14 protein-coding genes are annotated in these 26,197 nt (G+C 73.9%); 3 read left to right on the top strand and 11 right to left on the bottom strand.

The window, feature by feature from the left end:
• Positions 1–16 precede the first annotated feature (16 nt).
• The 4 genes from DFH01_RS03510 to DFH01_RS03495 all read right to left on the bottom strand — a co-directional run bounded on the left by DFH01_RS03510 (position 17) and on the right by DFH01_RS03495 (position 5,405).
• Positions 17–814, bottom strand: a complete 798-nt coding sequence (locus tag DFH01_RS03510; RefSeq protein ID WP_109868988.1) for a class I SAM-dependent methyltransferase — start codon at positions 812–814, stop codon at positions 17–19.
• An 11-nt stretch (positions 815–825) separates the two neighbouring features.
• The gene (locus DFH01_RS03505) at positions 826–2,955 is read right to left on the bottom strand and encodes a hypothetical protein (protein WP_109868987.1); all 2,130 of its coding nucleotides are present in this window, start codon (positions 2,953–2,955) and stop codon (positions 826–828) included.
• Positions 2,956–2,974: 19 nt separating this feature from the next.
• A complete protein-coding gene (locus DFH01_RS03500; RefSeq protein ID WP_109868986.1) occupies positions 2,975–4,333 on the bottom strand; it encodes a UDP-glucose dehydrogenase family protein in 1,359 nt (452 codons plus the stop codon).
• Positions 4,334–4,415: 82 nt separating this feature from the next.
• Positions 4,416–5,405, bottom strand: coding sequence for an NAD-dependent epimerase/dehydratase family protein (locus DFH01_RS03495; RefSeq protein WP_109868985.1), 990 nt, complete (start codon positions 5,403–5,405; stop codon positions 4,416–4,418).
• A gap of 225 nt (positions 5,406–5,630) precedes the next feature.
• On the opposite strand from DFH01_RS03495, the gene DFH01_RS03490 reads away from it, so the two are divergent.
• A complete protein-coding gene (locus tag DFH01_RS03490; protein WP_146216986.1) occupies positions 5,631–6,782 on the top strand; it encodes a glycosyltransferase in 1,152 nt (383 codons plus the stop codon).
• Positions 6,779–7,858: a glycosyltransferase gene (locus DFH01_RS03485; protein ID WP_109868983.1), complete on the top strand. Its 1,080-nt coding sequence runs from the start codon at positions 6,779–6,781 to the stop codon at positions 7,856–7,858. The genes DFH01_RS03490 and DFH01_RS03485 overlap by 4 nt, the downstream gene beginning before the upstream one ends.
• 6 nt (positions 7,859–7,864) lie before the next feature.
• Here the strand turns inward: DFH01_RS03485 and DFH01_RS03480 are convergent, their stop codons facing one another.
• From DFH01_RS03480 to DFH01_RS03450, 7 genes are all read right to left on the bottom strand, one after another.
• Complete coding sequence (locus DFH01_RS03480) at positions 7,865–9,151, bottom strand: capsule polysaccharide biogenesis protein (RefSeq protein WP_109869908.1); 1,287 nt, start codon at positions 9,149–9,151, stop codon at positions 7,865–7,867.
• A 61-nt stretch (positions 9,152–9,212) separates the two neighbouring features.
• Entirely contained in the window at positions 9,213–10,298 is a 1,086-nt protein-coding gene (locus tag DFH01_RS03475) for a GNAT family N-acetyltransferase (protein ID WP_109868982.1), read from the bottom strand.
• A 38-nt stretch (positions 10,299–10,336) separates the two neighbouring features.
• Positions 10,337–11,659 carry an aminotransferase class I/II-fold pyridoxal phosphate-dependent enzyme gene (locus tag DFH01_RS03470; protein ID WP_109868981.1) on the bottom strand — a complete coding sequence of 441 codons (1,323 nt, stop codon included), beginning with the start codon at positions 11,657–11,659 and terminating at the stop codon, positions 10,337–10,339.
• 22 nt (positions 11,660–11,681) lie between these two features.
• Positions 11,682–18,944 (bottom strand): type I polyketide synthase, encoded by a 7,263-nt coding sequence (locus tag DFH01_RS03465; RefSeq protein WP_109868980.1) that lies wholly within the window; start codon positions 18,942–18,944, stop codon positions 11,682–11,684.
• A gap of 69 nt (positions 18,945–19,013) precedes the next feature.
• Entirely contained in the window at positions 19,014–20,072 is a 1,059-nt protein-coding gene (locus DFH01_RS03460; RefSeq protein ID WP_158287603.1) for a glycosyltransferase family 4 protein, read from the bottom strand.
• A 483-nt stretch (positions 20,073–20,555) separates the two neighbouring features.
• Complete coding sequence (locus DFH01_RS03455) at positions 20,556–21,575, bottom strand: C-terminal binding protein (protein ID WP_233255944.1); 1,020 nt, start codon at positions 21,573–21,575, stop codon at positions 20,556–20,558.
• 104 nt (positions 21,576–21,679) lie between these two features.
• Positions 21,680–24,649, bottom strand: coding sequence for an Rne/Rng family ribonuclease (locus DFH01_RS03450; protein ID WP_109868978.1), 2,970 nt, complete (start codon positions 24,647–24,649; stop codon positions 21,680–21,682).
• Between the two features lie 731 nt (positions 24,650–25,380).
• Here DFH01_RS03450 and DFH01_RS03445 point away from each other — a divergent pair.
• Positions 25,381–26,181: an N-acetylmuramoyl-L-alanine amidase family protein gene (locus tag DFH01_RS03445; RefSeq protein WP_109868977.1), complete on the top strand. Its 801-nt coding sequence runs from the start codon at positions 25,381–25,383 to the stop codon at positions 26,179–26,181.
• The last annotated feature ends 16 nt before the right edge of the window (positions 26,182–26,197 follow it).

Genomic DNA, 26,197 nt, shown 5'->3' with positions numbered 1-26,197 from the left:
TGGCGGATGGACGCGTTCAGACCGGCTTCGCGGTGATCAGCATGTGCCAGCCGAGCCGCCGTTCCAGCGCCTTGAACATCTCCTCCGGCATCGCCTTGAACCAGGGCTGCGGCTCGTATTCGTAGCGGATGTATTTCTCGATCACGTAGGGGAAGATGTGGTCCTGCCGGATCTCCGTCGGCTCGAAGCAGCCGCGCAGCAGGTCGCGCACGCCGTCGGCGGTGTAGGTGAAGGCGATCGGGCAGCCCGACTGCGCCTCCGGCTGGTCGAAGCCGGCCTCGATCATGATCGCCTTCCAGGAGATCTCCGCATACAGCATGATGCGCAGCTCGCCGTCCGGCTTCACCAGCTTGCGCGCGCTCTCGATCACCGCGCGCGGGTTCGGCGTGTGGTGGATGACGCCGAAGGAGTAGACGAGGTCGAACTGCTCGGCGCCGACGACGCTGTCCACCTGCTCGGCATTGCCGTGGTGGAAGCGGCCCTTCAGGCCGAACACCTCGAAGCGCTTCTTCGCCAGGGCGAGGCTTTCGGCCGACAACTCGACCCCGGTGTAGTCCGCGCCGGCGCGGGCGAAGTTCGTGGCGTCCGTGCCGAGGCCGCAGCCGATCTCGAGCACCTTCCTGCCCTTCCACAGGTCGAACTGCGCGAAGCCGGGGATATGCGGCTCGACGAAGTACTTCCGCGCCTCGACCTCGTCGAAATACTCCCGCGTGCCGATCGGCTGCTTGGAGTGGCGGATGTTGCACGGACGCCGGTCCCAGTAGGACTGGACGTCGTCGATCCCGGGCAGTGGCGCGGCAAGGCTCGCGGACATGGCTGTCTCCTTCAGGGTTGCGTGGCGACGCGGGGAATCGGTCCGACCCGGCGGGCCGACACGCGGACGATCCGGAAGCCGCGCAGGCCGTTGGTGTGCACGCGCAATTCGATCCCGTCGCGCTCGGGCGACAGGAACAGGTCGGGCGCCACGTCGAAGCTCATCTCGACGCTGCCGCGTCCCGCTTCCGGGCCCAGCAGGCGGCGGCTTGCCATGATCGTGTCCTCGCTGGCGACTTCCAGCACGACCTCGGCGTAGCGGTCGTCGGTGGCCGAGGCCTTGATCCAGCGGTCGCGCACCCAGGTCGCACGCTCGCGCCCGAGCGCGTCCCGCACGAGATGGCGCGCCCGGCGGGTCGCCGAGTCGCCCAGCACCATCCGAGCCGCCGTCAGGGCCCGGCGGTGGAGCGGCGGCTCGGTCGCCTCGGCCGCGGCCCCGATGACGTCATTCGTGCCGAAATCCACGGCGAGCGCATAGCGCCCCGGCAGGGGGTGCAGATACGGGCCGTAGCCGACATTGCCCGCCTCGCCCGGCTCGGACACGAGCGCGCCCGCCTCCTGCCGCCCCGCGGGGCCGGGCAGCATCAGCCGGAGCCAGTCCTGCGGCGTCGGCCTCAGGGTGCCGTCCGCCGCGAGGCTCATGCCCTCGGGCACGACGAAGCCGTGGCGCAGCCGGACGCTGAACGGCGTGCGCGCCGTGACGACATGGCTGCCGAAGACATGCTCGAAGCCGTTGTGGATGGCGTTGATGCCGACGAAGCGGCGCGGCGCGGCGCCATCGGCCTGAGCGCCGCTTTCGACCAGCACCGCTTCCATGAAGATCCCGAGCAGTGCCTCGGAGACCGGATGGACCGCCTTGGTCTCGCCGTGCGGCAGCGGTCCGCCGGCGGCATCGACGAAGTCGAACACCAGCACGTCGGCCTCCGCCAGGATGGTAGCGGTCGGCAGGGCGCTCAGGCCCGCACGCCCGGCCTGCCCCAGCAGGGCCGGGCGGTCCGCCGGCAGCAGGATCTCGCCGCTTCCGCCGAGTGCCCGCCAGGCGCCGAGGAACTGGTCGAGCATCGCCGCATGCGTGCCGAACCAGCCGAACCGCGTGCCGCGCGGCGCGCTGGCGAACAGGTCGAGCAGGAAGGGCAGCACATGCTCCGGCGTGTAGCCCACCTCGTCCCGGCTCTCGGGCACATAGGCGGAGACGAGCGGCGCGCCGAGCGGCGCCCGGAGCACGGTGTTCAAGGCGCCGAGGAAGGTGTTGCCCGAGCCGAGGCGGATCTCCTCGATCGTCTCGTCGGGGCAGCCCCAGCTCTCGGCCTGCTCCGGCACGTCGGGCCGGTCCACCTTCGTGAAGAACCGCTCCACGCTGTTCTGCGCCGCATCGCGCCGGTGCGCCGGCGTCACCTGCCGCGTGTGATCGCAGTGGTAGCCGAACAGCTCGCCGGAGAGGTCGCCGACATCGCCGTAGACCAGCGAGAAGCGCTTCGCGATGTTCGCATCCACGTGCCAGCCGAGCAGCATGTCCTCGTGGAAGCCGTGCAGGCGGAAGAGATCCTCACGCAGCATCAGCTGGAAGTCGCCCGGGCCGTCGAAGCGGAAGGGCCGCATGCCCTGCACGATCTCGTTCAGGTGCAGGTCCCATCCCCATCGCGCGAAGCTGTCGATCACGCCGCGCGCATCGGTGCGGTCGAGGCCTTCCCACAGCGTCTCCGGGATCTCGAAGCGCGGGATGCCGTAGTGGCCGGCCGGCAGGTCGCGCAGGATCGCGCCGAGGCCGCGGCCGTCGCGCGGGACGAAGATCATGTCCGTGTTGGTGGACAGGATCCAGCGGTTCGCCGGATTGGCGCGCCGCAGCGCGATGTTGCGCGCCACCGGCTCCAACGCGAGGAGGTGGGTGCGGCCGGCGAAGCGCGCATGCAGCGCCGGCCTTGCCCGCAGGATCCGCAGGTGTCGCTTCGCCTTCGCGGTCAGCGTGTCCTGGATGGCTTCGGGAAAGGTCGGATAGTCGTTCGGCGTGTTGTAGTCGACGAAGAGGATCTCCTCCGCCTCGTCGTCGAGCAGTTCCGCCATGCAGTTCAGGCTGAGGGCGGCGCGCTTGTGGAGGTTGTATCCGTAGTTGTCGTTGCGGCCATAGAGGATCAGGGAGAGCACGTCGCGCCGCCGTCCGGTCTCAGGCCGCCGCTGCGTTGAGCGAAGGCGCGCCGCGCCGCCAGTCGCCCTGCCCGAGGCGCACCACCCGCACCGTGCCGGCCGCGTCGCGCGGCACCAGGCTCCAGGGGTCGATCACCGCCGCGGCGCCGCACTCGGCCCAGGCGATCTCCTTGAACGCCGCCCAGGGCGTCGTCAGGACGGCGGCGGCGACGCCACGCAGCGCATCCGCGGCGGTCTCCGACCGCGTGACGCGGTCGCCGAGGATCGCGGCGGCGGCGGACATCGCGAGCGGATCGAAGACGCGGACCTGGTAGCCCGCCTCCGCGAGCTGCAGCGCGAGGGCCACGCCCTGGCTCTCCTCCACCACCGCCGTGTCCGGCTTGTAGGACAGGCCGAGCACCGCGACGGCCTGGCCCGGCTCGGCGCAGGCGGCGACGGCGCCGATCATGCGCTGGAACTGGTGCTCGTTGATCGCGTCCGTCGCCTCGGCCAGCGCCGTGTTGACGCCGAGGCGGCGGCCGAGCGCGGCGAAGGCCTTGTTGTCGCGCGGGAAGCAGGGGCCGCCATAGCCGATCGCCGGCTTGAGGTATTTCCGTCCGATCCGGCTGTCCGCGCCGACGGCGCGCGTGACGACATCCGCGTCCGCGCCGGGCAGGTGGTCGCACAGCTCGGCGATCATGTTGGCGTAGCTGATCTTGGTGGTGACGAAGGTGTTCACGGAGATCTTGCAGAGCTCCGCGTTCACCAGGTTCATCCGGTGGAACTCGGGCTTGCTGTCCACCGAGCCGCGATAGACCTGCTCCAGCATCTCGCCCGCGCGGGCGTCGCTCTCGCCGATCAGGATCATGTCGGGGAACAGCATGTCGCGCACGACGGAGCCGAGCGCGATGAATTCCGGATTGTAGCAGAGGCCGACATCCTGCCCGACGGTGCGGCCCGAGCTGCGCTCCAGCGCGGCACGGATCTCGCCGTCGGTGGAGCCGGGCATCACCGTGCTCGTCACCACCACCACGTGATAGTCGGGCTTGCCGCGCAGCGCCGCGCCGATCCGCTCCACGGCGTCCACCACGAAGCGGTTGACGAACATGCGGTCGGGCCCGGAAGGCGTCGGCACGATGATGAAGCTGATGTCGGTGCTGGTGACGAGGTCGTTCCAGTCCTGCGTGGCGCGCACGCGGCCGCGGGCGCGGTCGAGCTGCTCCTGCAGCCCGGGCTCCTGCACGGGCGCGCGGCCTTCGTTGATCGCCTGCACGAAGGCGGGGTTGAGGTCGATGCCGACGACGTCGAAGCCCTTGGCGCCGAACACCGCCGCCATCGGCGAACCGAGCTTGCCAAGGCCGATCACCGAGAGCCGGGGCGGCTGCGTCTTGCGGTCCATGCGTCCTGCTTCCTTAGCGGGCGTTCTGCGTGATGCGTGCCGAGCGGCGCTGCCGCGCCTGCGGCGGCGGCGCCGTTGCGGTTCAGGCGGCGGCGCGCGCGTTCCGGCCGCGCTTGCGCTCCACCTGGGCCGCGATCCAGGGATAGGTGCGGCGCAGCCCCTCCGCCAGGGGCTCGTCGGGGGCCCAGCCGAGGCGCTTGCGGATCAGCTCGTTGTGCGAGTTGCGGCCGCGCACGCCCACCGGGCCCGGAATGTGGCGGATGCCGAGCGGCTTGGCGGCGATGTCCATGATCATCCGCGCCAGGTCGTTGATGGTGACCATCTCTTCCGACCCGATGTTCACCGGCCCCTCGAAATCCGACCGCGTGAGCAGGATCGTGCCCTTGATGCACTGGTCGATGTAGAGGAAGGAACGGGTCTGCTTGCCGTCGCCCCACATCTCGATCTCGCTGCCGGGCTCGGCCTCGGCGATCTTGCGGCAGAGCGCGGCGGGCGCCTTCTCCTTGCCGCCTTCCCAGGTGCCTTCCGGGCCGAAGATGTTGTGGTAGCGCGCGACGCGGCATTCCATGCCGTGGTTGCGGTTGAAGGCGAGATAGAGCCGCTCGCTGAACAGCTTCTCCCAGCCGTACTCGGAATCCGGCGCGGCAGGATAGGCGCTGTCCTCATGCGTCTTCGGATTGTCCGGGTCTTCCTGGTTGTAGGCCGGGTACATGCAGGCGGAGGAGGAGTAGAAGACCCGCTTGATGTTGCGCTTGTGGCAGGCCTCGAGCATGTTGAGGTTGATCAGCGCGGAGTTGTGCATGATGTCGGCGTCGTTCTCGCCGGTGAAGATGTACCCCGCCCCGCCCATATCCGCCGCAAGCTGATAGACCTCGTCGAACTTGCGATCTATGGCCGCGCGGCAGACATAGGGATCGCGCAGATCGCCAATGATGAAGTCGTCGGCTGCCGTCTCGGCGAACTGCGGGTATTTGAGGTCCACGCCGCGCACCCAGAAGCCCTGGCGCTTCAACTCCTTCACCAGGTGCGAGCCGATGAAGCCCCCAGCCCCGCACACCAGCGCAGACTTCATGCCGACATCTCCTGCAATAGAGCCGCGATGGAGCAGAATCGGGCATGGTGCACGCGCGCCCCGGCCGCCGCGCCCGGCGGGTAACACACGGTATGCGGTACACTCAACCCTTCCTTCGCGGACCCTTTGCGTTCCGGGCCCGAAACCGGCTTCACGCAGGGTGAAGGTTGATCCGCCATGCTGAAACGGTTGCATCGCGGCGTTTGGCAGCGGCTGCCGTACGGGATGCGACGCGCGGGACTGTTCCGTGCCACCGCGCTTCTCGCGCCGCGGCCGATGCGTGCCGCGCCCGCCCCGCCGCTGATCGTCGCCGGCGCGCTGCGCACGGCCACGGGCCTCGGCCGCTCGGCCCGGCTTTCCCTTGCGGCGCTGCGGGCGGCGGGCGCCGAGGTCGCCGCGCTCGATCTCACGGCCGCTCTGCGCCAATCCTCTGATCTTCCTCTCGATCCGGCCGTCGGCGAGGCGGTCGAGGGCGCCGGGACGCTGGTCGTCCACGTCAATGCGCCGCTCATGGGGCTGGCGCTTCTCGGGGTCGGGCGGCGTCGCGCGCGGGGGAAGCGGATCGTCGGCTACTGGGCCTGGGAGTTGCCGGAGGTGCCGGCGGAATGGCGCCTCGGCATCCCGCTGGTGGACGAGATCTGGGTGCCGAGCGCCTTCACGGCGGCTGCGATCGCCCCGATCGCGGAAGGCCGGCCCGTCCATGTGGTGCCGCACCCCGTCGCGGTGGAGCCGGCGCCGACCCGCGCCGGGCGCACGCCCGGTGCGCCGTTCACGGTATTGTGCATGCTCGATGCGAGTTCGAGCCTGGCGCGCAAGAACCCGCAGGGCGTGATCGCCGCCTTCCGTCTCGCCTTCGGCGACGATCCGGGCGTGCGGCTCGTGCTGAAGACCCAGCGGCTGCGGGATCTGCCGGAGGCGCGTGCGCAGCTTGCCGCGCTGGCCGACCGCCCGAACATGGAGCTGCGCGACGCGACGCTCGACGAGCGCGGCATCGACGCGCTCTACGCCGAGGCCGATGTGCTGCTCTCCCTGCACCGGGCGGAGGGATTCGGGCTGACGCTGGCCGAGGCGATGCGCCGCGGGCTGCCTGTCGTCGCCACGGGATGGTCCGGCAATGCCGATTTCCTCACCGAGGCGGTCGGCGTCCCGGTGCCCTGGCGCCTGGTGCCCGCCGAGGATCCGCAGCGCACCTACCATCATCCCGGCCTGCGCTGGGCGGAGGCGGATGTGGAAGCCGCCGCCGCCGCGCTGCGGAGCCTGCGGGACGATCCGGACCGGCGGGCGCGCCTCGGCGCCGCCGCGGCGGACTACGCCGCCACGCATTGGACGCCCGCGGCCTATGTCGCCCGCCTGCGCGAGATCGGGGTGCCGGCATGACGCGCATGCTGCTGTGGTACTGGGGCCGGCGCGGCGGCGGCGCGCAATTCGCGCTGAACCTGGCGCGTGCGCTCGCGCCGGGCGGGCTGGCGCTGTCCGTGTCGCGCCAGAACGAGCTGATCGGCGCCCTTCGCGCCCTGCCCGTGCCGCGGCAGGAAGTGTCAACCTACAATGGCGTTGCGGGCTTCGTCGCCGGCTTCGCGCGCCTGCCGCGGCTGTCCGCACGGCTGGTGCGCTTCGCGCGGGATGAGCAGACGCCGGTGGTGTTCTCCGCCATGGCGCATCCCTGGACGCCCTTCGTCGCCCCCGCGCTGGCCCGCGCCGGCCTCGCCTTCGTCCCGGCGATCCACGACGCGGTGCCGCATCCGGGCGATCCGGCCGTGCTGTTCGACTGGCGGCTGCGGCGCGAACTGGCGCCGGCGCGCGCCGCCGTGGTGTTCAGCGACGCGGTGGCGGAGGCGGTGGCGGCGCGGCGGCCGGGCCTGAAGCTGATCCGCCTCGCACTCGGCGCGCATCTGCCCTTCGGCACGGCGACGGCGGAGAAAACGACCGACTTCCTCTTCTTCGGCCGCTTCCGCCGCTACAAGGGCCTCGACCTGTTGCGCGACGCCTGGCCGGCGCTGCGCGCCGCGCATCCCGGCGCGACCCTGCGCGTGGTGGGCGAGGGCGATGCCGAGGCGCTGGCCCCGGGCCTCGCTTCGCTGCCGGGCGTCACGTTGGAGCAGCGCTGGGTGCCCGATGCCGAGATGGCCGCGCTGGTCGCCGCCGCGCGCGTGCTGGTGCTGCCCTATCGCGAGGCGAGCCAGTCCGGCGTGCTGCCGGTGGCGCTCGCCTCCGGCGTGCCGGTGGTCGCCACCGAGGTCGGCGGCCTTTCGGAGCAGCTCCGCGGCACCGGCGCCGGCCTGCTGGTGCCGCCGGAGCCCGCGGCGATCGCCGCGGCGATGGCAAGGCTGCTGGATCCTGCGGCATTCGCGCCCGCGGTGGAGGCGGCGCGCAAGGCGGGTGCGCGGCTGAACGACTGGGACGGGATGGCCGCGCAGTTGCGGGAGGGCATCGCGCGCGCGCTGCGCGGATAGCGCGCGTCAGTCCGTCTCGCCGATCGCGAGTTCCGGCACGCCGACGCGGCCCTCATGCAGGCGCAGCACCGTCTCGGCCACCGCCAGGGCGCGGCCCTGCGGGGCGTAGAACACGCCGCGGATCTGCGTCGTCCCCTGCAGCGCGGCGAGGAAATCCTCGCGCAGCGCCGCGTCGGGCGGCGCGCCTTCGGACCAGAACGCGTCGAGCGGCCCCTGATGCGCCAGCCCCGGCACGTCCCACACCGCGCTGCCGAGCGCCTTCGTCGCGCGGTCCAGAACGATGGAGCGCAGCCCGACCGTGCTGTTGACGGTGACGAGGCCGCGCGACCGCGCCAGCATCGCATCCAGCTCGCCATGATGCGCCAGGTGCACCCGGTCCTGGATGCCGGCCTCGGCGGCCAGCGCCGGCACGCGCGATCCCCAGCGCTTCAGGCAGGGATCGAGCGGATGCACCTTCACGATCAACCGCGCCTGCGCCGGCGCATGGCGCGAGAACGACCGAAAAACCTCGGCGAGCGGCGTGTCCATGTCGCGGAAGCGCGAATAGGCGCGGATGGAGAAGTCGGTCTCCATCTGCATCGCGAAGACCCAGAAGGGGCTGTCGCCCACTGTCGCCAGCGCTCGCGCGCCTTCCGCGCGCTCCGCGCCGCGCCGCAGCAGGCGCAGCCCGATGCCGGCATAGGTCGCCAGCGGGTGATGCAGGTGATGGCTGCGGTAATGCGGGAAGGGCCAGGGCAGCAGATTCGCCAGGTGATAGGTCACGTCCCAGATGGCCTGGCGGCGGAAATCGTCCTTCAGACGTTCCGTCAGATCGGCCCTGGGAAGCCCGGCAGCCAGGGCACGGATTGCCGCCGGCGTGCGCGGGAAGCGGCTGTCGCCGCCCATCCCGTCGCGTTCCAGCGTGATCCAGTCCGGACGGAAATAGCCGAAATCGGTGACCGTCACCGCGACGCCGCGCCGCAGCGCCGCCTCGATGGCCGCGCGGTGGTAGTCGCGCTGTTCGCCAAGCAGCACGAGGTCGCTGACCCGCTCCCGATCGAGGAAATCGGCGACGAAGCGGGGCCAATCGGCGCTGCGGCCGGCATAGTCCACCGCCGGCAGCGACCGTGCCGCCTGCCGCCAGGCCAGCCGGTCCCCGAGCGAGAGGTTGATCCGCCGGACGCCATGGCCGAGCGCGGCGAGCCCCTCCGCGACCTCGGCGAAGAAGGGGCTGATCGGACCCTGCAGGAACAGGAAGCACCGCCCGCGCGGCAAGCCTTCCTCCGTCGGCAGGGTGGCGTCTCGCGGCGACATCACGGGCGGCTTCGTCCGCCGGACGCCGCACCCTGTCAATTCCATGCCCGTCGGCATGGCATCACGACATCCGCTCCGTGCCGCCGCGCCACAGCCGCCAGCGCCCGCTCACCGGCGCGCCGAGCCGCGCCATGGCGTTCCGCATGGCCGTGTTCTCCTCGAGGATCCAGGAGATCTCGACCTGCCGCCAGCCGCGCCGGGCCGCGACGCCGATCGCCGCATCCAGCAGCGCCCCCATGGCGAGTGCCGAGGCGGGATGACCACGGAAGGCGCGCGCGATGCCCAGCATCGGGATGCGCGCGCTGCCCACCCGGCCGGCCAGCGCCTTCGCCAGGGCGATCCAACCGAAGGGCAGCAACCGGCCGTCGCGCGGCAGCGCCGGCTCGATGTTCGGCACGATGGAGACCAGCCCGACCGGCGCGCCGTCCCATTCGGCGAAGACCACCTCGCCCGACATCAGAAGCGGCCGCAGCAGCTTCGACATCGTCGCGATCTCGCCGGGGCGGAGCGGCACCGCGTGGCGGTTCTCGGCCCAGGCGTCATCGTACAGGTCGGCGACGCGTGCCACCTCGGCATCGAAGTCCCGCCGGTCGAAGCCGCGCAGCCGGAGGCGCGCCATCTCGGCCTGGCGCCGCGCCGCAAGCGCCACGAAGCGCGCCCGGTGCCGCTCGGAGGCAAGGTCCAGCGTGCAGGCCAGCACGTCGCCGAGCGGCGTGAAGCCGGCCTGCGCGATCATGTCCGGCAGCCAGGGCGGCGTGCGGGGCATGCGCAGCATCGGCGCGCGGTCCGCGGGTTCGATCAGCGCGCCGACCTCGTGGTTGATGGTGAAGGAGAGCGGCCCGTCCAGCGTGGCGCGGCCGTGCAGGGCGGCGAAGCCGCGCGCCGCATCGAGCAGCGCCGAGACCGCCGCAGCGTCCTGCTCGGCGCGGAGGAAGCCGAAGCTTGCCGGGCCCGGCCCGGCCAGGGGCACGCAGGCGGCGATGCGCCCCACCGCGCGTCCGTCGCGCCAGGCCAGGAAGCGAGCCACGGCGTGGTCACGCAGGAAGCCGTTCTTGCCGGCATCGAACAGCCGCCGCTCTTCCCAGCGCAGCGGGACCGACCAGCCGAGCGGCCCGAGCCGCGCGGGCAGCTCGATGAAGGCGCGCATGTCTGCGCCCGTCGCAACGGCGCGGATGAGAGGGGAAGTCACCCGCCCGGATCGGCCACCGGCACGCTGTCCACTGCCGCGGCCAGCGCCTCCACCGTCGTGCGGATATCGGCTTCCTCATGCGCGGCGGAGAGGAAGAAGCGCAGCCGCGCCGAGCCTTCCGGCACGGCGGGGAAGACGATCGGCAGCGCGTTCACGCCGCGCTCCAGCAGCGCCGCCGAGACCCGCGCGGCCCGCACCGAACTGCCGAGCACCACCGGCACGATGCCGAGGCCTGCGGACTCACCTGTGTCGAAGCCGCGCGTGCGGCAGAGGTCGCGGAGCAGCCGCGCATTGGCCTGCAGCTTCGCCACGCGCCAGGGCTCGGCATGCAGGATATCCAGCGCGGCGGCGGCGGAGCCGGCGAGCGGCGGCGGCATGCCGACGGAATAGACGAAGCCCGGCGCGGTGTGGCGCAGCCAGTCCACCAGCTCCGACCGGCCGGCGACATAGCCGCCGCAGGCGCAGAGCGTCTTGGACAGCGTGCCCATCCAGATATCCACCTCGGCCGGGTCCACGCCCGCGGCCTCGAAGGCGCCCTTGCCGGTGGCGCCGACCACGCCGAGGCCATGCGCGTCGTCCACCATCAGCCAGGCATCGTGCTTGCGCGCCATCCGCACGAAGGCCGCGAGGTCCGGCACGTCGCCATCCATCGAATAGTGGCCCTCGACCACCAGCAGCGCGCGCTGTGCGCCGCGGCGCGCGGCCCGCAATTCGCGCTCCGCCGCCGCGGCGTCGTTGTGCGCGAAGGGCACGCGCCGCGCGCCGGACAGCCGCGCGCCCTCGACGCAGGAATTGTGGATCGCCGCGTCATGCACGATCACGTCGCGCGGCCCCATCAGGTGGCCGATCAGCGTGACGTTGGTCGCGTGGCCGCTGACGAAGGCGAGCGCCGCTTCTGCGCCGTAATGCGCGGCGAGCTTGCGTTCCAGCACGCCATGCACCGGCCGCTCGCCGGAGACGAGGCGCGAGGCGGAGGCGGAGATGCCGTAGCGCGCCATCGCCTCCATTGCCGCCTGGTGCAGCCGCGGATCGCCGTTCAGGCCGATGTAGTCGTAGCTGCCGAAATTGATGACCTCGCGCTCGCCGATCAGGCTGCGCGCGCCGGCGATGCCCTCATGCTGGCGGAAGAACGGGCTCTCGATGCCGAGCGCGTCCATCGCGTCGCGCACCAGGCCCCAGTCCTTGACGTTCTGGATGGCGCCGAAGCCGCGCGGGTCCGACGCGGCCTGCGCCTCCTGCCCTTCGCGACGACGGGCGAGGCGCTGGACCAGGGCGAGCCGGGCAGTCGTGGAAAGTCCGAAAGCCTGCCCTCTGCCCATCCGGTGCGACCTGCTCCTCTGTTCAGCCCGCCTCGCGCAGATCCTGCTGCGAAGGCTCGAAGGTCTCCATCAGCACGGCGATCGTGGCCTCCTCGGCCGCGGGCGCCAGCACCGCTGCGGCGATCTGCCGTGCCAGGGCGGCGACCGTCAACTCCTCGGACAGGCCGGCGATCGGCACCTGCCGCTTCAGCCGCGATTCCAGCGCGCCGCGCAGCTCCAGCGCACCGAGGCTGTCGAGGCCGAGGCCGGTGACGGGGGCGTCGGCGGCGATCGCCTCGGCCGGCAACCGCAGGATGCGGCCGATCTCCTCCTGCACCAGGCGCTGGATGGTCGCCTCGGCTTCCTCGCGCGGCATGGCGGCGAGGCGGGCGCGCAGGTCGCCGTCGCCGGCACCGCTGTCCTTGGCCGCCACCGCGGCGAACATCGGCTCGTCCATCACCGGCAGGCGCAGGCGCGTGCCGGCACCGGCGAGCCGGGCGAGGATCGGCGCGGCATGCGGCGCGGCGAGCAGCGCGGGCAGGGCGGAGAGCGCCTGGTCCGCCGTCATCGCCTCGACACCCAGGCGGCGATGCAGAGTCTCGGCCTTGCCCGCATCGGCCGCCAGCATGCCGACATCGGCGATCGGCCCCCAGGCGACGACGAGCGCGGGCCTGCCCGCGGCGCGGCGCCGGCGCGCGAGCGCTTCCAGCGCGGCATTGGCGGCGACGTAGTTGGCCTGGCCGGGATTGCCGAAGGCCGTGGTGGCGGAGCCGAACAGCAGGAACAGGCGCAGCGGATCGCCCGCGGTCAGCCGGTCCAGCGCCTCCGCCGCGCCCAGCTTCGGCGCCAGCACCTGCCGGAATTTCTGCTCGTCCATCGCGAGCGCGGCGCCATCGGCCAGCACGCCCGCGGCATGCACCACGCCGCCGATCGGATGCGCCTTGCGGATGCGCGTGAGCGTGGCTTCCAGCGCTGTCGCGTCGGCGACGTCGCAGGCATGGATCGCGGCCTGGGCGCCGAGTTCGCCGAGGGCGCGCAGCGCGGCCGCATCGTTCTCTGCGGCGCGGCGGCCGATCAGCGCGAGATGCTTCACGCCCTGCCGCGCCAGCCACTTCGCACAGGCCAGGCCGAAGCCGCGCGTGCCGCCGGTGACGACCACGACCTGTTCCGGCTCCGGCAGCCAGGGCGCGGCGGCGGCGGTCTCGCGCGGCGCGGGCGGGCGGATCACCAGCTTGCCGATATGGGCGGAGGCCTGCAGCGTGCGGAAGGCCGCCTCCACCTCCTCCGGCCCGAAGACAGACAGGGGCAGCGGCCGGAAGGTGCCGTCGCGCAGGCCTTCCGTGATGCGGGCGAGCAGGCGCGCGGCGAGGGCGGGGCGGGCGCGCGGCAGCTCGTCCACGTCCACAGCGTAGTAGGTGGCGTTGCGCCGCAGCGGGCGCAGCGGCGCGCGCCGGTTCTCCACGAAGTCGCGCTTGCCGAGCTCCACGAAGCGGCCGAAGGGCTTGGTCAGTGCCAGGCTGCGCTCCATCGCCTCGCCGGCCAGCGAGTTGAGCACGACGTCCACGCCTTCCGGCCACTGCGCGCGCAGCGCGTCGGCGAAGCCGGGATCGCGGCTGTCCAGCACCAGGTCGGCGCCGGCGGCGCGCAGGAAGGCGCGCTTGGCGGCGCTGCCCGCCGTCATCGCGACGCGCGCGCCGATCGCCTGCGCCACCTGCAGCGCGGCGAGGCCGACCGCGCCGGCGCCCCCATGGATCAGCACCGTCTCCTCGGGTTGGAGACGCGCGCATTCCTCCAGAGCGTAGACGGCGGTGAGGAAGGCGACGGGGATGGTTGCGGCCTGCTCCGGTGTCAGCCCCTCCGGCAGCCGTGCCAGCGCCTCCACCCGCGTGACGGCGCGGGCGGCCAGCGCGGCCGGCGCCACGCCGAACACCCTGGCGCCGGGGCGCAGCGCGACGCCGGGCCCGGCCGCCTCCACCACGCCGGCGCATTCCATGCCGAGGGTCGGCCCGGCGAAGCCGGCTTCCAGCACCTCCTCAGGCAGCAGGCCCTGGGCCCACATCAGGTCGCGGAAATTGAGGCCGGCAGCCTCCACGCGGATCGCGACCTCGCCGGGGCCGGGCCGGCTGCGCGCCGCTTCCTCCCAGCGCAGCGTGCCGAGCCGGCCGGGCTGGGCGATGCCGAGGGAAAGCGGCCCGGCGGGCGGCGGCGGCAGGATGCCCGGCGTCAGGCGCGGCACCAGCCGGCCACCGGCGGACAGGCTCGCCTCCGGCTCGGCGTCCTTCGTGTCGAGTTCCGCTGCCAGTCGCCGCGCGGCCGCCTGGATCGGCAGGTCGGGCGCGAGATCGAGCCGCCGTGGCTTCAGCGCCGGCATCTCATTCGCCAGCACGCGCAGCAGGCCGAGCGCGGCGGCGGCGGCCGGGCGGTGCGCGCCCTCCATGGGCTGCGCGCCGCCCTGGGTGACGACGACGAACTCCGCCGCGCTGCCGGCCGCCGCATTGGCAAGGGCGACCAGCCCGGCGAGCGTCGCGGCCAGGTCGTGCGGCTCCGGCGCCAGCAGCGCCACAACCCGCGCGCCCGCCAGCGCGCGGGGCGCGGGGGCCGGGCCGAAGGGCAGGCTTTCGGGCACCGTGGTGCCACGTGCCAGGCGTGCCGTCAGCGACTCGGCCAGCTTCCCCGCGCCCGGCTCGGCCAGCAGGACGCAGCGCGGCGCGGCAGGCTGCGCGGCGGCGGGCGGCGGCGGCGCTTCGGCGCCGAGCAGCACCGCCGGCCAGGGCGCGCAGGAGAGCGTTTCGGCGACCGCGGCGCGATAGCCGGCCTCGCCCAGCCGGCTCAGCCATCGCTCCGCATCCGGAAGCGCCCCGCCCTCCGACCCGCCGGCCGGATCGGGGCCGAGGCCTGTCCACCAGGCCGGGTCCTGGCCGCAGACGAAGGTCCAGACGCGGCCGGGCGTCGGCTCCGCCAGCAGCAGCGCGCCGCCTTCCGCCAGCGCCGGCCGCAAGGCGGCCGGCAGGCGCGCCCCAAGCCTGGTGCGCGCCGCGGCGGCAAGGCCGAGGACGATGTCGGCCGGGCCGGGCGGCGGTGCCTCGCCGCGCGGGTCCCAGGCGACGGAGCCCAGCGCCATGCCGGAAGGCGCCGCGGGCAGCGCCAGCCGCGCCTCTCCGGCCAGACAATACTCCACGCGGCGTCCGAGCGGGGAAAGCCGCGCCAGCACGCGCCGCGCCAGCAGGTCGCCGGCGGCGCCGACTTCCAGGATGCGCAGCGGCCGTCCTTCCGGCCATGTGGCCGCGAGGCCCGCGACGGCGGCGGCCAGCGCATCGGCCAGCGCGCCGAGTGCCGCGCCCGCAAGCGGCGGCGGCGAAACGGGCTTCGGCATGCCGCGCAGCGCTTCGGGCACGCGCTCGGCGGCCTCGGCGATCCAGGCGAGGTCGAGGGCGAGGTCGGGATGCTCGGCCAGCACGGAGCGCCAGATCTCCGCCGACGGCGGCAGGCTGCCTTCCGGCAGAAGCCGGAAGCCGCGCGGCCCGGATTCGGCCGCGCCATCCTCCACCAGCGACAGCCGCAGGAAGGCGAGATAGGCGGCCGCGGAGGGCGCGGCGGCGAGCAGCGGCACTTCCTGCGCCGCGGCGGCGACATGCGCCTCCAGCAGCAGCGCGGCCTCGGCCAGGTCGCGCTTCGCCGCCTCCTCCTTCGCCGCGGCGATGGCCGGCGGCAGGGCGGGCAGCGGCGGCGGGCCTTCCGGGGCCGGGACAAGCTCGATCCGGGCGGCGGCGTCCAGCGGATCGGCGGCGCCCGGCAGGGGAATGCGCTGGAAGACGATGCCGTCCAGCCGCGCGACCACGCGCCCGGCCGTGTCCCGCAGCACGCAATCGGCAGCGGCCGAGCGCGCGCCGCGCCGCGCCAGCGTGATCTCCGCCGAAATCGCGGGGGCGGCGGCGGCGAGCGCCACGAGCCGCCCGGCCTTCACCGGCACCAGCCCGATGCCGGGCGGCAGCGCGGCGGGATCGAGCAGCGCGAAGAGGCCCTGGAAAGCGCCATCCAGCCGCGCCGGATGCAGCACGAATTTGTCATCCTGGGGCGCCGCTTCGGGAAGCGTAAGCCGCACCAGCGCGCGGTCGCCCTCGGCCTGCACCGACTCCACGGTCGCGAAGGCGTCCGCATAGGTCAGGCCGAGCGCCGCGGCGCGGGCCCGCACCGTCTCGCCCTGCATGGTCGCGCCGACGGCCGGGGCGGCGCGCGCCACCTCCAGCGCGGCCTGCGCCACGGGCCGCACCTCGCCGAGCGCATGCAGCGTCCAGGCCTCCTCCGTCAGGCGCCGCCGGCTTTCCAGCCGGAAGGCGCCATCGGCGTCGAGCGTGCTGCGAACCTCCCGCGCCGCGCCCTCCTCCAGCACCAGCGGGCGAAGGATGCGGAATTCAGAGGCTTCCAGCGCCGTCGCGTCGGGGTGGCGCGCGCGCCCGGCGGCGAGCGCGACATCGAGCATCGCCGCCGCGGGCAGCACCGCATCGGCGCCGAGCCGGTGATCCGCGAGCCAGGGCTCCAGCGCCGTGTCGAGCATCCGCGTCCAGAGGCCGGCCTCGTTGCCGTCGCGGAAGCCGAGCAGTGGATGGTCCTGCACCGGGTCGGTCAGCCGCGCGCCCTCGGCGGTGTGCGCCTGGCGGTAGCGCTGCCGGTCGAAGGGCGTCAGCGGCAGGTCGCGCGCGGCGGGGCCGGCGAAGGCGGGGCCGCCGCGCGGATCGGCGCCGGCCTGCGCCGCGCGATCGGCAATGAGCGCGAAGGGATCTTCGGACGTTTCCGCATCCCGCCGGGAGAGGCTGGCGAGTTGCGCGGCGTCCACGCCGGCGGCGCGAGCCGTGTCACGCAGATAGGATTGCAGGACGGGATGCGGCCCCATCTCGAGGAAGATCCGCGCGCCGCGTTCCAGCGCGGCGCGCACCGCCGCCTCGAACCGCACCGGCTCGCGCAGGTTGCGCCACCAATAGGCGGCGTCGGCCTCGCCCGCTTCCAGCGCCGCGCCGGTGACAGTGGAGAGCATCGGCCGCGCCGGCGCGCCGCAGCGCAGGCCCGCCAGGTCGGCCAGCAGCGCGTCCCGCACCGGGTCCATCGCCGCGCTGTGGAAGGCGTAGTCGAGGTCGAGCGGCACGAAGGCGAAGCGCCGCGCCTCGGCCGCCGCGCGCACGCGCTCCAGCGCCTCCGCGGGGCCGGCCAAAGTGAAGGCGCCGGGCGCGTTGCGCGCGGCGATCTCGACGCCCTCCGCCGCAGCCAGCGCCTCGGCGTCGTCGGCCGGGGCGTTCAGCGCGGCCATGCGGCCGACGCCGCGCTGCGCATGCTGGTGCCGGCTGCGCGCGACGACGAGCCGCGCCGCCTCCGGCAGGTCGAGCAGGCCCGCGGCATGCGCGGCGGCGACCTCGCCCACGGAATGGCCGAGCACCATCTCCGGCACGATGCCCTGCGCGGCGAGCGCCGGCAGCATCGCCACCTGGATCGCGAAGATCAGCGGCTGCGCGACATCGGTGGCGGCGAGTTCCTCGGCCGTGACGCCGGCCTCGAGGCGCGCGAGCGGCGACCAGCGGAGCAGCGGCGCCAGCGCCGCATCCGCCTCGCGCAGCGCCTTCCGGAAGGAAGGGGAGCGGCGCAGCGCCTGCTGCGCCATGCCCGCATGCTGCGCGCCGTTGCCGCTGAACACGAAGCAGAGGCCGCCGGAGACGGCCTGGGTCGGGACGCCGCCCTCGCGCCAGGCGGCGAGCCCGCCGGCCAGCGCGGCGCCGTCCGCGCCGCGCAGCGAAAGCCGGTATGGAAGCAGGTCGCGATGCCGCGCCACGCCGCGCGCGAGCGCCGCGGCCTGCTTCGCATCGGCGCCGTCGAGCCGCGCTTCCCAGCGCTCCGCCAGCGCCTTCAGTGCTGCGGCGGAGCGCGCCGAGAGCACCAGCGGCGGCATCGCCTTCGCCGCCGAGGCGCGGGCGGGCTTCGGGCTTGGGGCGGGGCCCAGCAGCGCGCAGGCATTGGTGCCGCCGAAGCCGAAGGAATTGACGCCGGCCAGCGCATCCGCCGGTGCGTCCAGCGCCTCGGCCTCGGCCGCCACGCGGATGTTCAGCGTGTCGAACGGAATATGCGGGTTGGGCTCGCCCTGGTGCAGCGTCGCCGGGACGCGGCGCTTCTCCAGCACCAGCATCGCCTTGAGCAGCCCGGCGATGCCGGAGGCGGGCTCCAGATGGCCGATATTGGTCTTCACCGAGCCGACCGGCAGCGGCGCGGCGCGGCCCCCCGCCGCGGAGCGGCCGCCTTGCCTGCCAGCGGCCGCCTCCCCGATCGCCCAGGCCTCGGCCGGGTCGCCCACCTGGGTGCCGGTGCCATGCGCCTCGAAATAGGCGAGGCGGTCGGGCGCCACGCCGGCCTCTTCCATCACCTGGCGGATCAGCCGCGCCTGCGCCTCCCGGTTCGGCAAGGCGAGGCCGATGGTGCGGCCGGCGCTGTTGACGCCGGTGGCATGGATCACGCCGCGGATCCGGTCGCCGTCGCGCAGCGCGGCATCGAGCGGCTTCAGGATCAGCGCCCCCGCCCCCTCCGCCCGCACATAGCCGTCGGCCAGCGCCGAGAAGGCGCGGCAGCGCCCGGTGGGCGAGAGCATTCCCGCGCGGGAGAAGCCGAGGAAGGCATAGGGCGAGAGCAGCATCTGCACCCCCGCCGCGATCGCCGCGGGCACCCGCCCTTCCGCCAGCGCCCGGCAGGCGGCGTGCAGCGCGACCAGGGAGGAGGAGCAGGCCGTGTCGATCGTCTCTGCGGGGCCGCGCAGGTCGAAGACGTTGGTCAGGCGGTTGGACAGGATCGAGAGCGCGTTGCCCGTCATGAAGTAGCGGTCGCCGCCCCCGGGGTCCTGCAGGCGCAGCTCGCCATGGTCGGTGGAGGAACCGCCAACGAAGACGCCGACCTCCTGGCCGGCAAGGGCGGAGGGCCGCCAGCCGGCATCCTCGACGGCGCCGAGCGCCACCTCCAGCAGCAGGCGCTGCTGCGGGTCCATCTCCTGCGCCTCCCGCGGGGAGATGCCGAAGGCGGTGGCGTCGAAGGCATAGCCGTCGCCGATATGCCCGGCGGCGAAGGTGTAGCTGCGCCCGGGCTCGCCGCGGCGGGGATGGAAGAAGGCGGCTTGGCTGAAGCGGTCCGTCGGCAAGGTGGAGACGGCGTCCGTGCCGCTGTCCAGCAGCGACCAGAACGCGTCGAGGTCGGGCGCGCCGGGCAGGCGGCAGGCGGCGCCGACGATGGCGACGGGAACGGGGGCACGGTCCGCCGGCCGGCGGCTGCGAGGCGCCATCACACGGGTCCGGGCGTCGTCAGGGGCGAGCGACGCGGCGCCATGCGCGCCGAGGCATCCCGGGCATCGTCATCCGGCCGTGTCGTCGCGGCCGACCGCGTCCAGCGCCGCCGCGCGCTCGCGCGCCGACGGTCGGGATAGGGCTGGCGGCGGGTGCGGCACCGGCAGCCGTTCCGGCGCGGGTCCGCGGACCAGTGCCTCCAGCAGGCGATCCACTTCCTCGAAATGATCGCTCCAGGCCGGCGGCTTCCAGCCGCCCAGCCGGCCGAGCTGTGCCCGCCGGGCGCCGCTGTCGGCGCGCGCATAATCCAGGATGCTGGTGCGCCAGGCCGGCCCGTCCAGCGGATCGAGGTAGTCCGGCACGCTTCCCCCCACCTCCCGCAGCGCGGCGAGGTCGGAGGCGATGGCCGGCACGCCGAGCGCCAGCGCCTCCGCCAGCGGCAGGCCGAAGCCCTCGGCGAAGGAAGGGAAGAGCAAAGCGCGGGCGCCGCGCAGCAGGGAGGCCACCTCGCGGTCCGGCAGCGCGCCGGTCTCGCGCACCAGCCCGTCGATGGCGGCGCAGCGCTCGAGCATGTCGAGCACGTTCTCGTTCTCCCAGCCGCGCCGGCCGACGACGACGAGGCGCGGCGCCGCGGTGCCCAGCGTGGCGGCGAACTGGCGCCACAGATTGAGCAGCAGGAGGTGGTTCTTGCGCGGCTCGATGGTGCCGAGCGCGACGAAATAGGGCCGGAGCGCCACCGGCGGCTCGTCCACCTGCGGCGGGCTGACGCCGAGCGGGGCGACGGCGATGGCGGGCGGTGCGGAGCGGCCGGCCAGCCAGGGCGTCAACTCGGCGCCCGTCGCGGCGGAATTGACCACGATCCCGTCGGCCAGGGCCGCCGTGGTGGCGATCCGCCGCCGATGCGTCTCCGCAACGCCGGCGCGCGCGAATTCGGGGTGTTGCAGCGGGATCAGGTCGTGGATCAGCGGGATGAACCAGCAGCCCTGGCGCCGCAGAGCCGCGATCCGGCCCGGCCGTTCCAGCGCCCGGTGCGAGACCAGCAGGAAGGCCTTGGGGCCCGGCCGCCGCAGCAGCCCCACCAGGGCGGAGCGGCCGAAGGGCAGCGCGAGCTTGGCGCGGCGCGCCACCGGGGCGGCGCTGCGGCCGCCGTGGAGCCAGCATTCTTCCAGGGCGGCAACAAGCTCCGCCACAACCTGGCGTGGCAAAGCCGCGAAGCCGACGAGGGGAATTTCTGCAACGAAAGCGCAACGGTTATCGGTCTCGGCCGACCATCTTCGGGCATAGGCCAGCTCGACCCGGTCGATGCCTGTCGGCGCCGGCCGGTGTGCGACGGTCAAAAGCCGGGAGATGTCAAGGATGACCTGCAACCGACCCCCCAAAAAACCGCGCGAGGACTAACACAATGAGTCAAATCATTCCATGCCCGAGGACGAAGTTCGCCTTACGGACTTGGACGGATCAGATTTTCTGACGCGACGCGAGAGTATGCGTCGGGGCGGCCCGGCGATCAATCAAAGGTGCGTCATCGGAACGTCAACAACCAGAAGTTGTAAAATCCGCAGCCGAGGGTGGCCATGCGGCAGTCCGCTGCGACCCCACGGCGAGCCGGTTCAATCCGATTCGGGCGCGATCGCGTTGGCCGAGCCGCCGAGCAGCAGCGCATCGCGCATCGTCTCGGCGCTCTTGCGGCGGATGTCGGCCCAGGCCTCCGGGGTGTGGAAGGCGCTGTGCGGGGTGATGATCACGCGGCCCTGCAGCCAGGCCTCCCGCCGGCGATAGGCGGCCAGCAGCCCGGGCACCGGCTCCACTGGCGGCTCCACCGGGATCACGTCCAGCCCCGCGCCCGCCAGGTGGCCGGAACGCAGCGCGGCTTCCAGCGCGTCGATGTCGAGGCTGGTGCCGCGGGCGGTGTTCACCACCACCGCATCCTTCGGCAGCAGCGCCAGCTCCTTCGCGCCGACCAGGCCGCGGGTCTTGCGCGTGTCCGGCACGTGGATGGAGAGCACATCCGCCTGCGGCAGCAGTTCCTCCAGCGTCCGGGCGCGCGCGATGCCGAGCGCGCGGTCCACGCCGTTCGGCAGGAAGGGGTCGAAGAACACCACGCGGAAGCCGAGTGCCTTGGCCCGCAGCGCCGCCGCGGTGCCGATCCGGCCGAGGCCGATGATGCCGAAGCCCTGCACGCCCAGGCGGCGGATCAGCGGGCTGTCCATGTAGCGCCAGGGTGCCGGGGGATCGGCGCGCTGCAGGTCGTGGTGCAGCAGCAGGCCGCGCCGCAGGGCGAGGGTCAGCGCGATGGCGTGGTCGGCCACTTCCATCGTGCCGTAGTCGGGCACGTTGCAGACGGTGATGCCCCGCGCCGCGCAGGCCGCGCGGTCCAGCCGGTCATAGCCGACGCCCATCCGCACCACGACCTTGAGCTTCGGGAAGCGCGCGATGTGCTGGGGCTTCAGCCAGTGGCGGAAGATCAGCAGCCCGTCCACCTTCGCGCAGACCTCGTCGGTCAGCATGTCGAGGCTGCCGGTGTGCGGCGCGCCGCCGTGGATGATCTCGACATCCGGGCCGAGCACCTCCTGCTCGAGCAGGGTGTCCGGATACATCGCCTCCGGCTCGAGCACCGTCAGTCGCGCCACGTGGAAAGCTCCTGCGCTGCAGCCGCCCAGGGGCGGCTTTCAACTTTGTGTGATGGAAAGCTGCGGCGCGACCGGTCAGGCCGGTCGCGCCGCGAGGGCGAGGATCAGCGGCGCCACCAGCCGCGCTTGCGCGGCAGCTCGGCGGCCGGCTCGGCGCCGAGCACGATCGGCGCGACCGGCGCGCCGATCACCGGCGCCTCCGGTGCGGGCGGCGCCTCGGGGGCGGGCGGGGCCGGCTCGGGCGCTGCCGCGGCCGGCGGCTCCGGCGCGGCGGGTGCCTCCGCCACGACATGCTCGGGCGCGGCGGAAGCGGACGGGGCGGGCTCCTGCGGCGCGGCCATGACAGGCTCGGCCGCCGGGGGGGCCTCAGCCTCGGGTGTCGCCGCGATCGGCGTCTCCGGCAGCGGCGCGGGCTCGGCGGCGGCGGGCACGACCGGCTCGGCGGCGGGCACCGCCGGCCGGCGCGGGCGGCTGGCGCGCTCCGCCGCTTCCTGCTCGGCGGCCTCCATGGCCATCAGGATCTCGTCCATCTGGCCCGCGAAGGGATCGGCCGGGGTCGGGGCGCGGCGCGCTGCGGGGGCCGGGGCCGGCGCGGCAGGCGTCGCGGCGGCGGGTGCCTCGGGCGCCTCGCCCTGGCCCTCGCCCTCGGGGCGGCGGCGGCGACCGCCGCGGCGGCCGCGACGACGACGGCCATCGGCGGCATCGGCCTCTGCATCGCCTTCCGCTTCGGGCTCCTGCTCCGGCAGGGCGGCGGGCTCGGCACCCTCGGCCGCTTCGGGGGCGGCGATCGCCTCGCCCTCCTCGGCGTCCTCCTCCTCCTCGCCTTCCTCGGCGGCGGCTTCGCCCGGTGCGGCGTCGGCGCCCTCGCGGCGTCCGCCACGCCGGCGGCGGCGACGGCGGCGGCCGCGGTTCGCGGCGCCCTCGCCCTCCGCCTCGGCGCGCGCCTCCGGCTCGGGGCGGCCTTCCGCGATCTCGGGCTCGGCCTCGACGGCCTCGGGCTCCTCCGGCTCGGGCGCATAGTCCATGCGCAGCGCGGCGGGGCGCTCGGCGACGGCGTCCGGGCTCTGCGCGCGGGTGCGCTCGATCCGCACGCCCGGCCCCGCCAGGCTGTCATCGGCCTGGACGAGGATGCTCATGCCGAAGCGCTGCTCGTCCTCCATCAGGCGCTCGCGCTTCTTGTTGAGCAGCCAGAAGGCCACCGGCGTCGCGCAATGCACGACGATCTCGGCGGCGCGGCGGCGGCCGCCCTCCTCCTCGATGGCGCGCAGCACGGCGAGGCCGCTGCTCTCCACGCTGCGCACGAGGCCCCGGCCCTGGCAGTGCGGGCAGGCGATGAAGGCGTGCTCCACCAGCGAGGGCCGCAGCCGCTGGCGCGACATCTCCAGCAGGCCGAAATGGCTGATGCGGCCGACCTGGATGCGCGCGCGGTCCTGCTTCAGCGCCTCCTTCAGGCGGCGCTCCACCATGCCGTCGTGCTTGGACGACTCCATGTCGATGAAGTCGATGACGATGAGGCCCGCCAGGTCGCGCAGGCGAAGCTGGCGCGCCACCTCGTCGGCGGCTTCCAGGTTGGTGCGCAGCGCCGTGTCCTCGATGTGCCGGTCGCGCGTGGCGCGGCCCGAGTTCACGTCGATGGCGACCAGCGCCTCGGTCTGGTTGATGACGATGTAGCCGCCCGACTTCAGCTGCACCGTCGGGCTGTGCATCTGCTCCAGCTGCTGGTCCACGCCATGCTTGGCGAAGAGCGGCACCGGATCGCGCGAGATCCGCACCTTCTGCGCATGCTGCGGCATCAGCATGCGCATGAATTCGCGCGCGTCGTTGTAGGCGTCGTCGCCGTCCACCACGACCTCGTCCACGTCCTTGCCGAAGGTGTCGCGGATCGATCGCTTGATGAGGTCGGCCTCCTCGTAGATCAGGGCCGGCGCCGTGCTGGCGAAGGTGCGCTCGCGGATGTTGTCCCACAGGCGCAGCAGGTATTCGCAATCGCGCTTGATCTCGGGCTTCGGCCGCTGCGCGCCGGCGGTGCGCACGATCAGGCTCATGCCGTCGGGCAGGGAGAGGTCGTCGATCACCTCCCGCAGCCGCTTGCGGTCGGCGGCCGAGGTGATCTTGCGGGAGACGCCGCCGCCGCGGGGCGAGTTCGGCATCAGCACGGAGAAGCGGCCGGCGAGCGAGATGTAGGTGGTCAGCGCCGCGCCCTTCGTGCCGCGCTCTTCCTTCACCACCTGCACCAGCATGATCTGCCGGCGCTTGATGACTTCCTGGATCTTGTAGTGGCGGAGGAACTTCGGCGGGATGCGGCGCTCCCGCACGTCGTCCTCGGTGGAGCCGCCGACCGTCTCGGGCGGCAGCGCCGGCTCGGCGTCGGCCTCGGCCCCTTCGCCGCCGGCCTCGGCATAGCCCTCGCTCTCCGCCTCGGCCGCCTCGGCCGCCGCGATGTCCTGCGCGGCCTCGCCGGGCAGGCGGTCCTCGCCCTCGGGGGCGGCGTCGGCGGCGTGCTCCGGCGCGGCGGAGGGCACGCCCTCGGGCGGCAGCGCCACGCCTTCATGCGGCACGGTCGCTTCCGCCGCCGCGGCCTCGATGGTCACGATCCGCGCTTCGGCCGCCTCTTCCGCGGCGCCCTCGGCGTCCGGCGCGGGCGGCGCCGCGTCCTCGGCGCCGGGGAAGGCTTCGCCTGTCTCGGCCGGCGGCTCGGCGGCGGCCGATTCCAGCGCGTCGTTCAGCGCGGCGTCGTTGGCGCGGGCGGCGTCCTCCGCCTCCTCCCGGCGGCGGTCCTCCTCGGCCTCGGCGCGCTGCATCTCGAGCAGGCGCTGCCGGTCGGCAACGGGGATCTGGTAGTAGTCGGGGTGGATCTCGCCGAAGGCCAGGAAGCCGTGGCGGTTGCCGCCGTATTCGACGAAGGCGGCCTGCAGGCTGGGCTCCACCCGCACGACGCGGGCGAGGTAGATGTTGCCTTTCAGCGGCAGGCGGTTGGCGGACTCGATGTCGAAGGCCTCGAGCCGGTTGCCGTCCAGCACCGCCACCCGGGTCTCCTCCGGGTGGGATGCGTCGATCAGCATGCGCTTGGTCATGGAAAGGGGGACTCCGCGCCGCAGAGACGCATGGCCAGGCTGCGGCGGAGAAGGGTGGCGGGGCCCGGGAAGCGGCGGCGGCGCGGCAGGACGATGACCATGCGCGGCGACCCGATCCTCTTCTCGGTGGACCGGCCCGATCGGGCCTGGTCCGGTGGGGTCTCTGGACCGGCCTGCGCGGCAGCGGCGAAGCGCCGCATCCACGGTCCGCCGGTCCGGCGGAAGCGCCTCGCGATGCCCCAGGGCCCTCCGGGCGGCGCGCGGGCCGGACGCCTTGCGGCAGGCCGGAGTCGCGGGCGCCGATCGCAGGCGCGGTCGGGCGGGCGGCGGGCGAGGGGCAAGCCCCGGGCCCGGGCGGAACTGGCCAGGGAGGGGGCATGTCGCGCGCGCTCCGCGCCGGCGGGGACGCGGCTGCGGCTCCTGGCGAAGCGCGAGGCGGGCGACTGCCCGTCCCATGCCAGGACTGAGGCCCGGGCCTGCCGCCATCCGCCGCGCACGGCGGTCTGGGACGGGGCGAGGCGGACCACGCGAACCGGAACGACCCTGCCGACGGCGTCGCCGCCGGGGCAAGGCACCATAGTTGCCCGATCCCCGGACCACAAGGCGCTGCCGCAGGGGGGCTCACGCGTCCTTCAACCGCCGCGGCAGCCTTTCCTGGCAAGCCTCGGCCGGTATGTGGTATTCCCTCGGCGGCCGGGCCGCGGGGGTGGCGCCGGCACAGGGGGTTTCGGATGCTGCGTCGTCGCGACCTGGCGGGCCTGCTGCTCGCCTTCGCCGCGCTGCCGCCGCCGGCAGCCGCACAGGGGCAGAGGAATACGTCGCGGCGCTCCGCGGCGCCGAAGCCGCTTGTGGTGCTCGATCCCGGCCATGGCGGCCGCGATCCGGGCGCGATCGGCGGCCGGGGCACGCGGGAGAAGACCATCGTGCTGGCCACGGCGCAGGAACTGCGCCGGCAGTTGGAATCCTCCGGCCGCTGCCGGGTGGTCATGACCCGGACCGGCGATCGCTTCGTCTCGCTCGGCAACCGCGTGGAGTTCGCCCGCCGGCGGAACGCCGCCCTGTTCGTCTCGATCCATGCCGACAGCGCCCCGGGCGCGCGGGGCGCTTCCGTCTATACGCTTGGCGAAAGCTCCGATGCGCTCGCCGGCGCCCTGGCGCGGCGGGAGAACCAGGCCGACCGCGCGGGCGGGCTGCGCATGCCGTCCCTCACGCCGGAGGTGCAGGCCATCCTGCTCTCCCTGATGCGGGCCGAGACCCGCGCCGGCAGCGCACGCATGGCCAGGGAGGTGGTGGAGTCCCTGGATGGCCAGGTGCCGCTGCTGCCCAATACGCATCGGCGGGCCGGCTTCGCCGTGCTGAAGGCGCCCGAGATCCCGTCCGTTCTGGTGGAGATCGGCTTCCTCTCCCACCCGCAGGACGAGGCGGCGCTGCGCCGGGCCGATCACCGCGCCAAGGTGGCCCGGGCACTTTCGCGGGCGGTGCAGGGCTATCTGGCGCAGGCCGGGCGCTCGCCCGCGCTCGCCGCCGGATAGGAGCCTCGCGCGGCCG

Source organism: Falsiroseomonas bella (assembly GCF_003173615.1).
Lineage (GTDB): Bacteria > Pseudomonadota > Alphaproteobacteria > Acetobacterales > Acetobacteraceae > Falsiroseomonas > Falsiroseomonas bella.
Note: the sequence above shows the minus strand (reverse complement) of the source record. Positions and strands in the feature narration are given on the sequence as shown.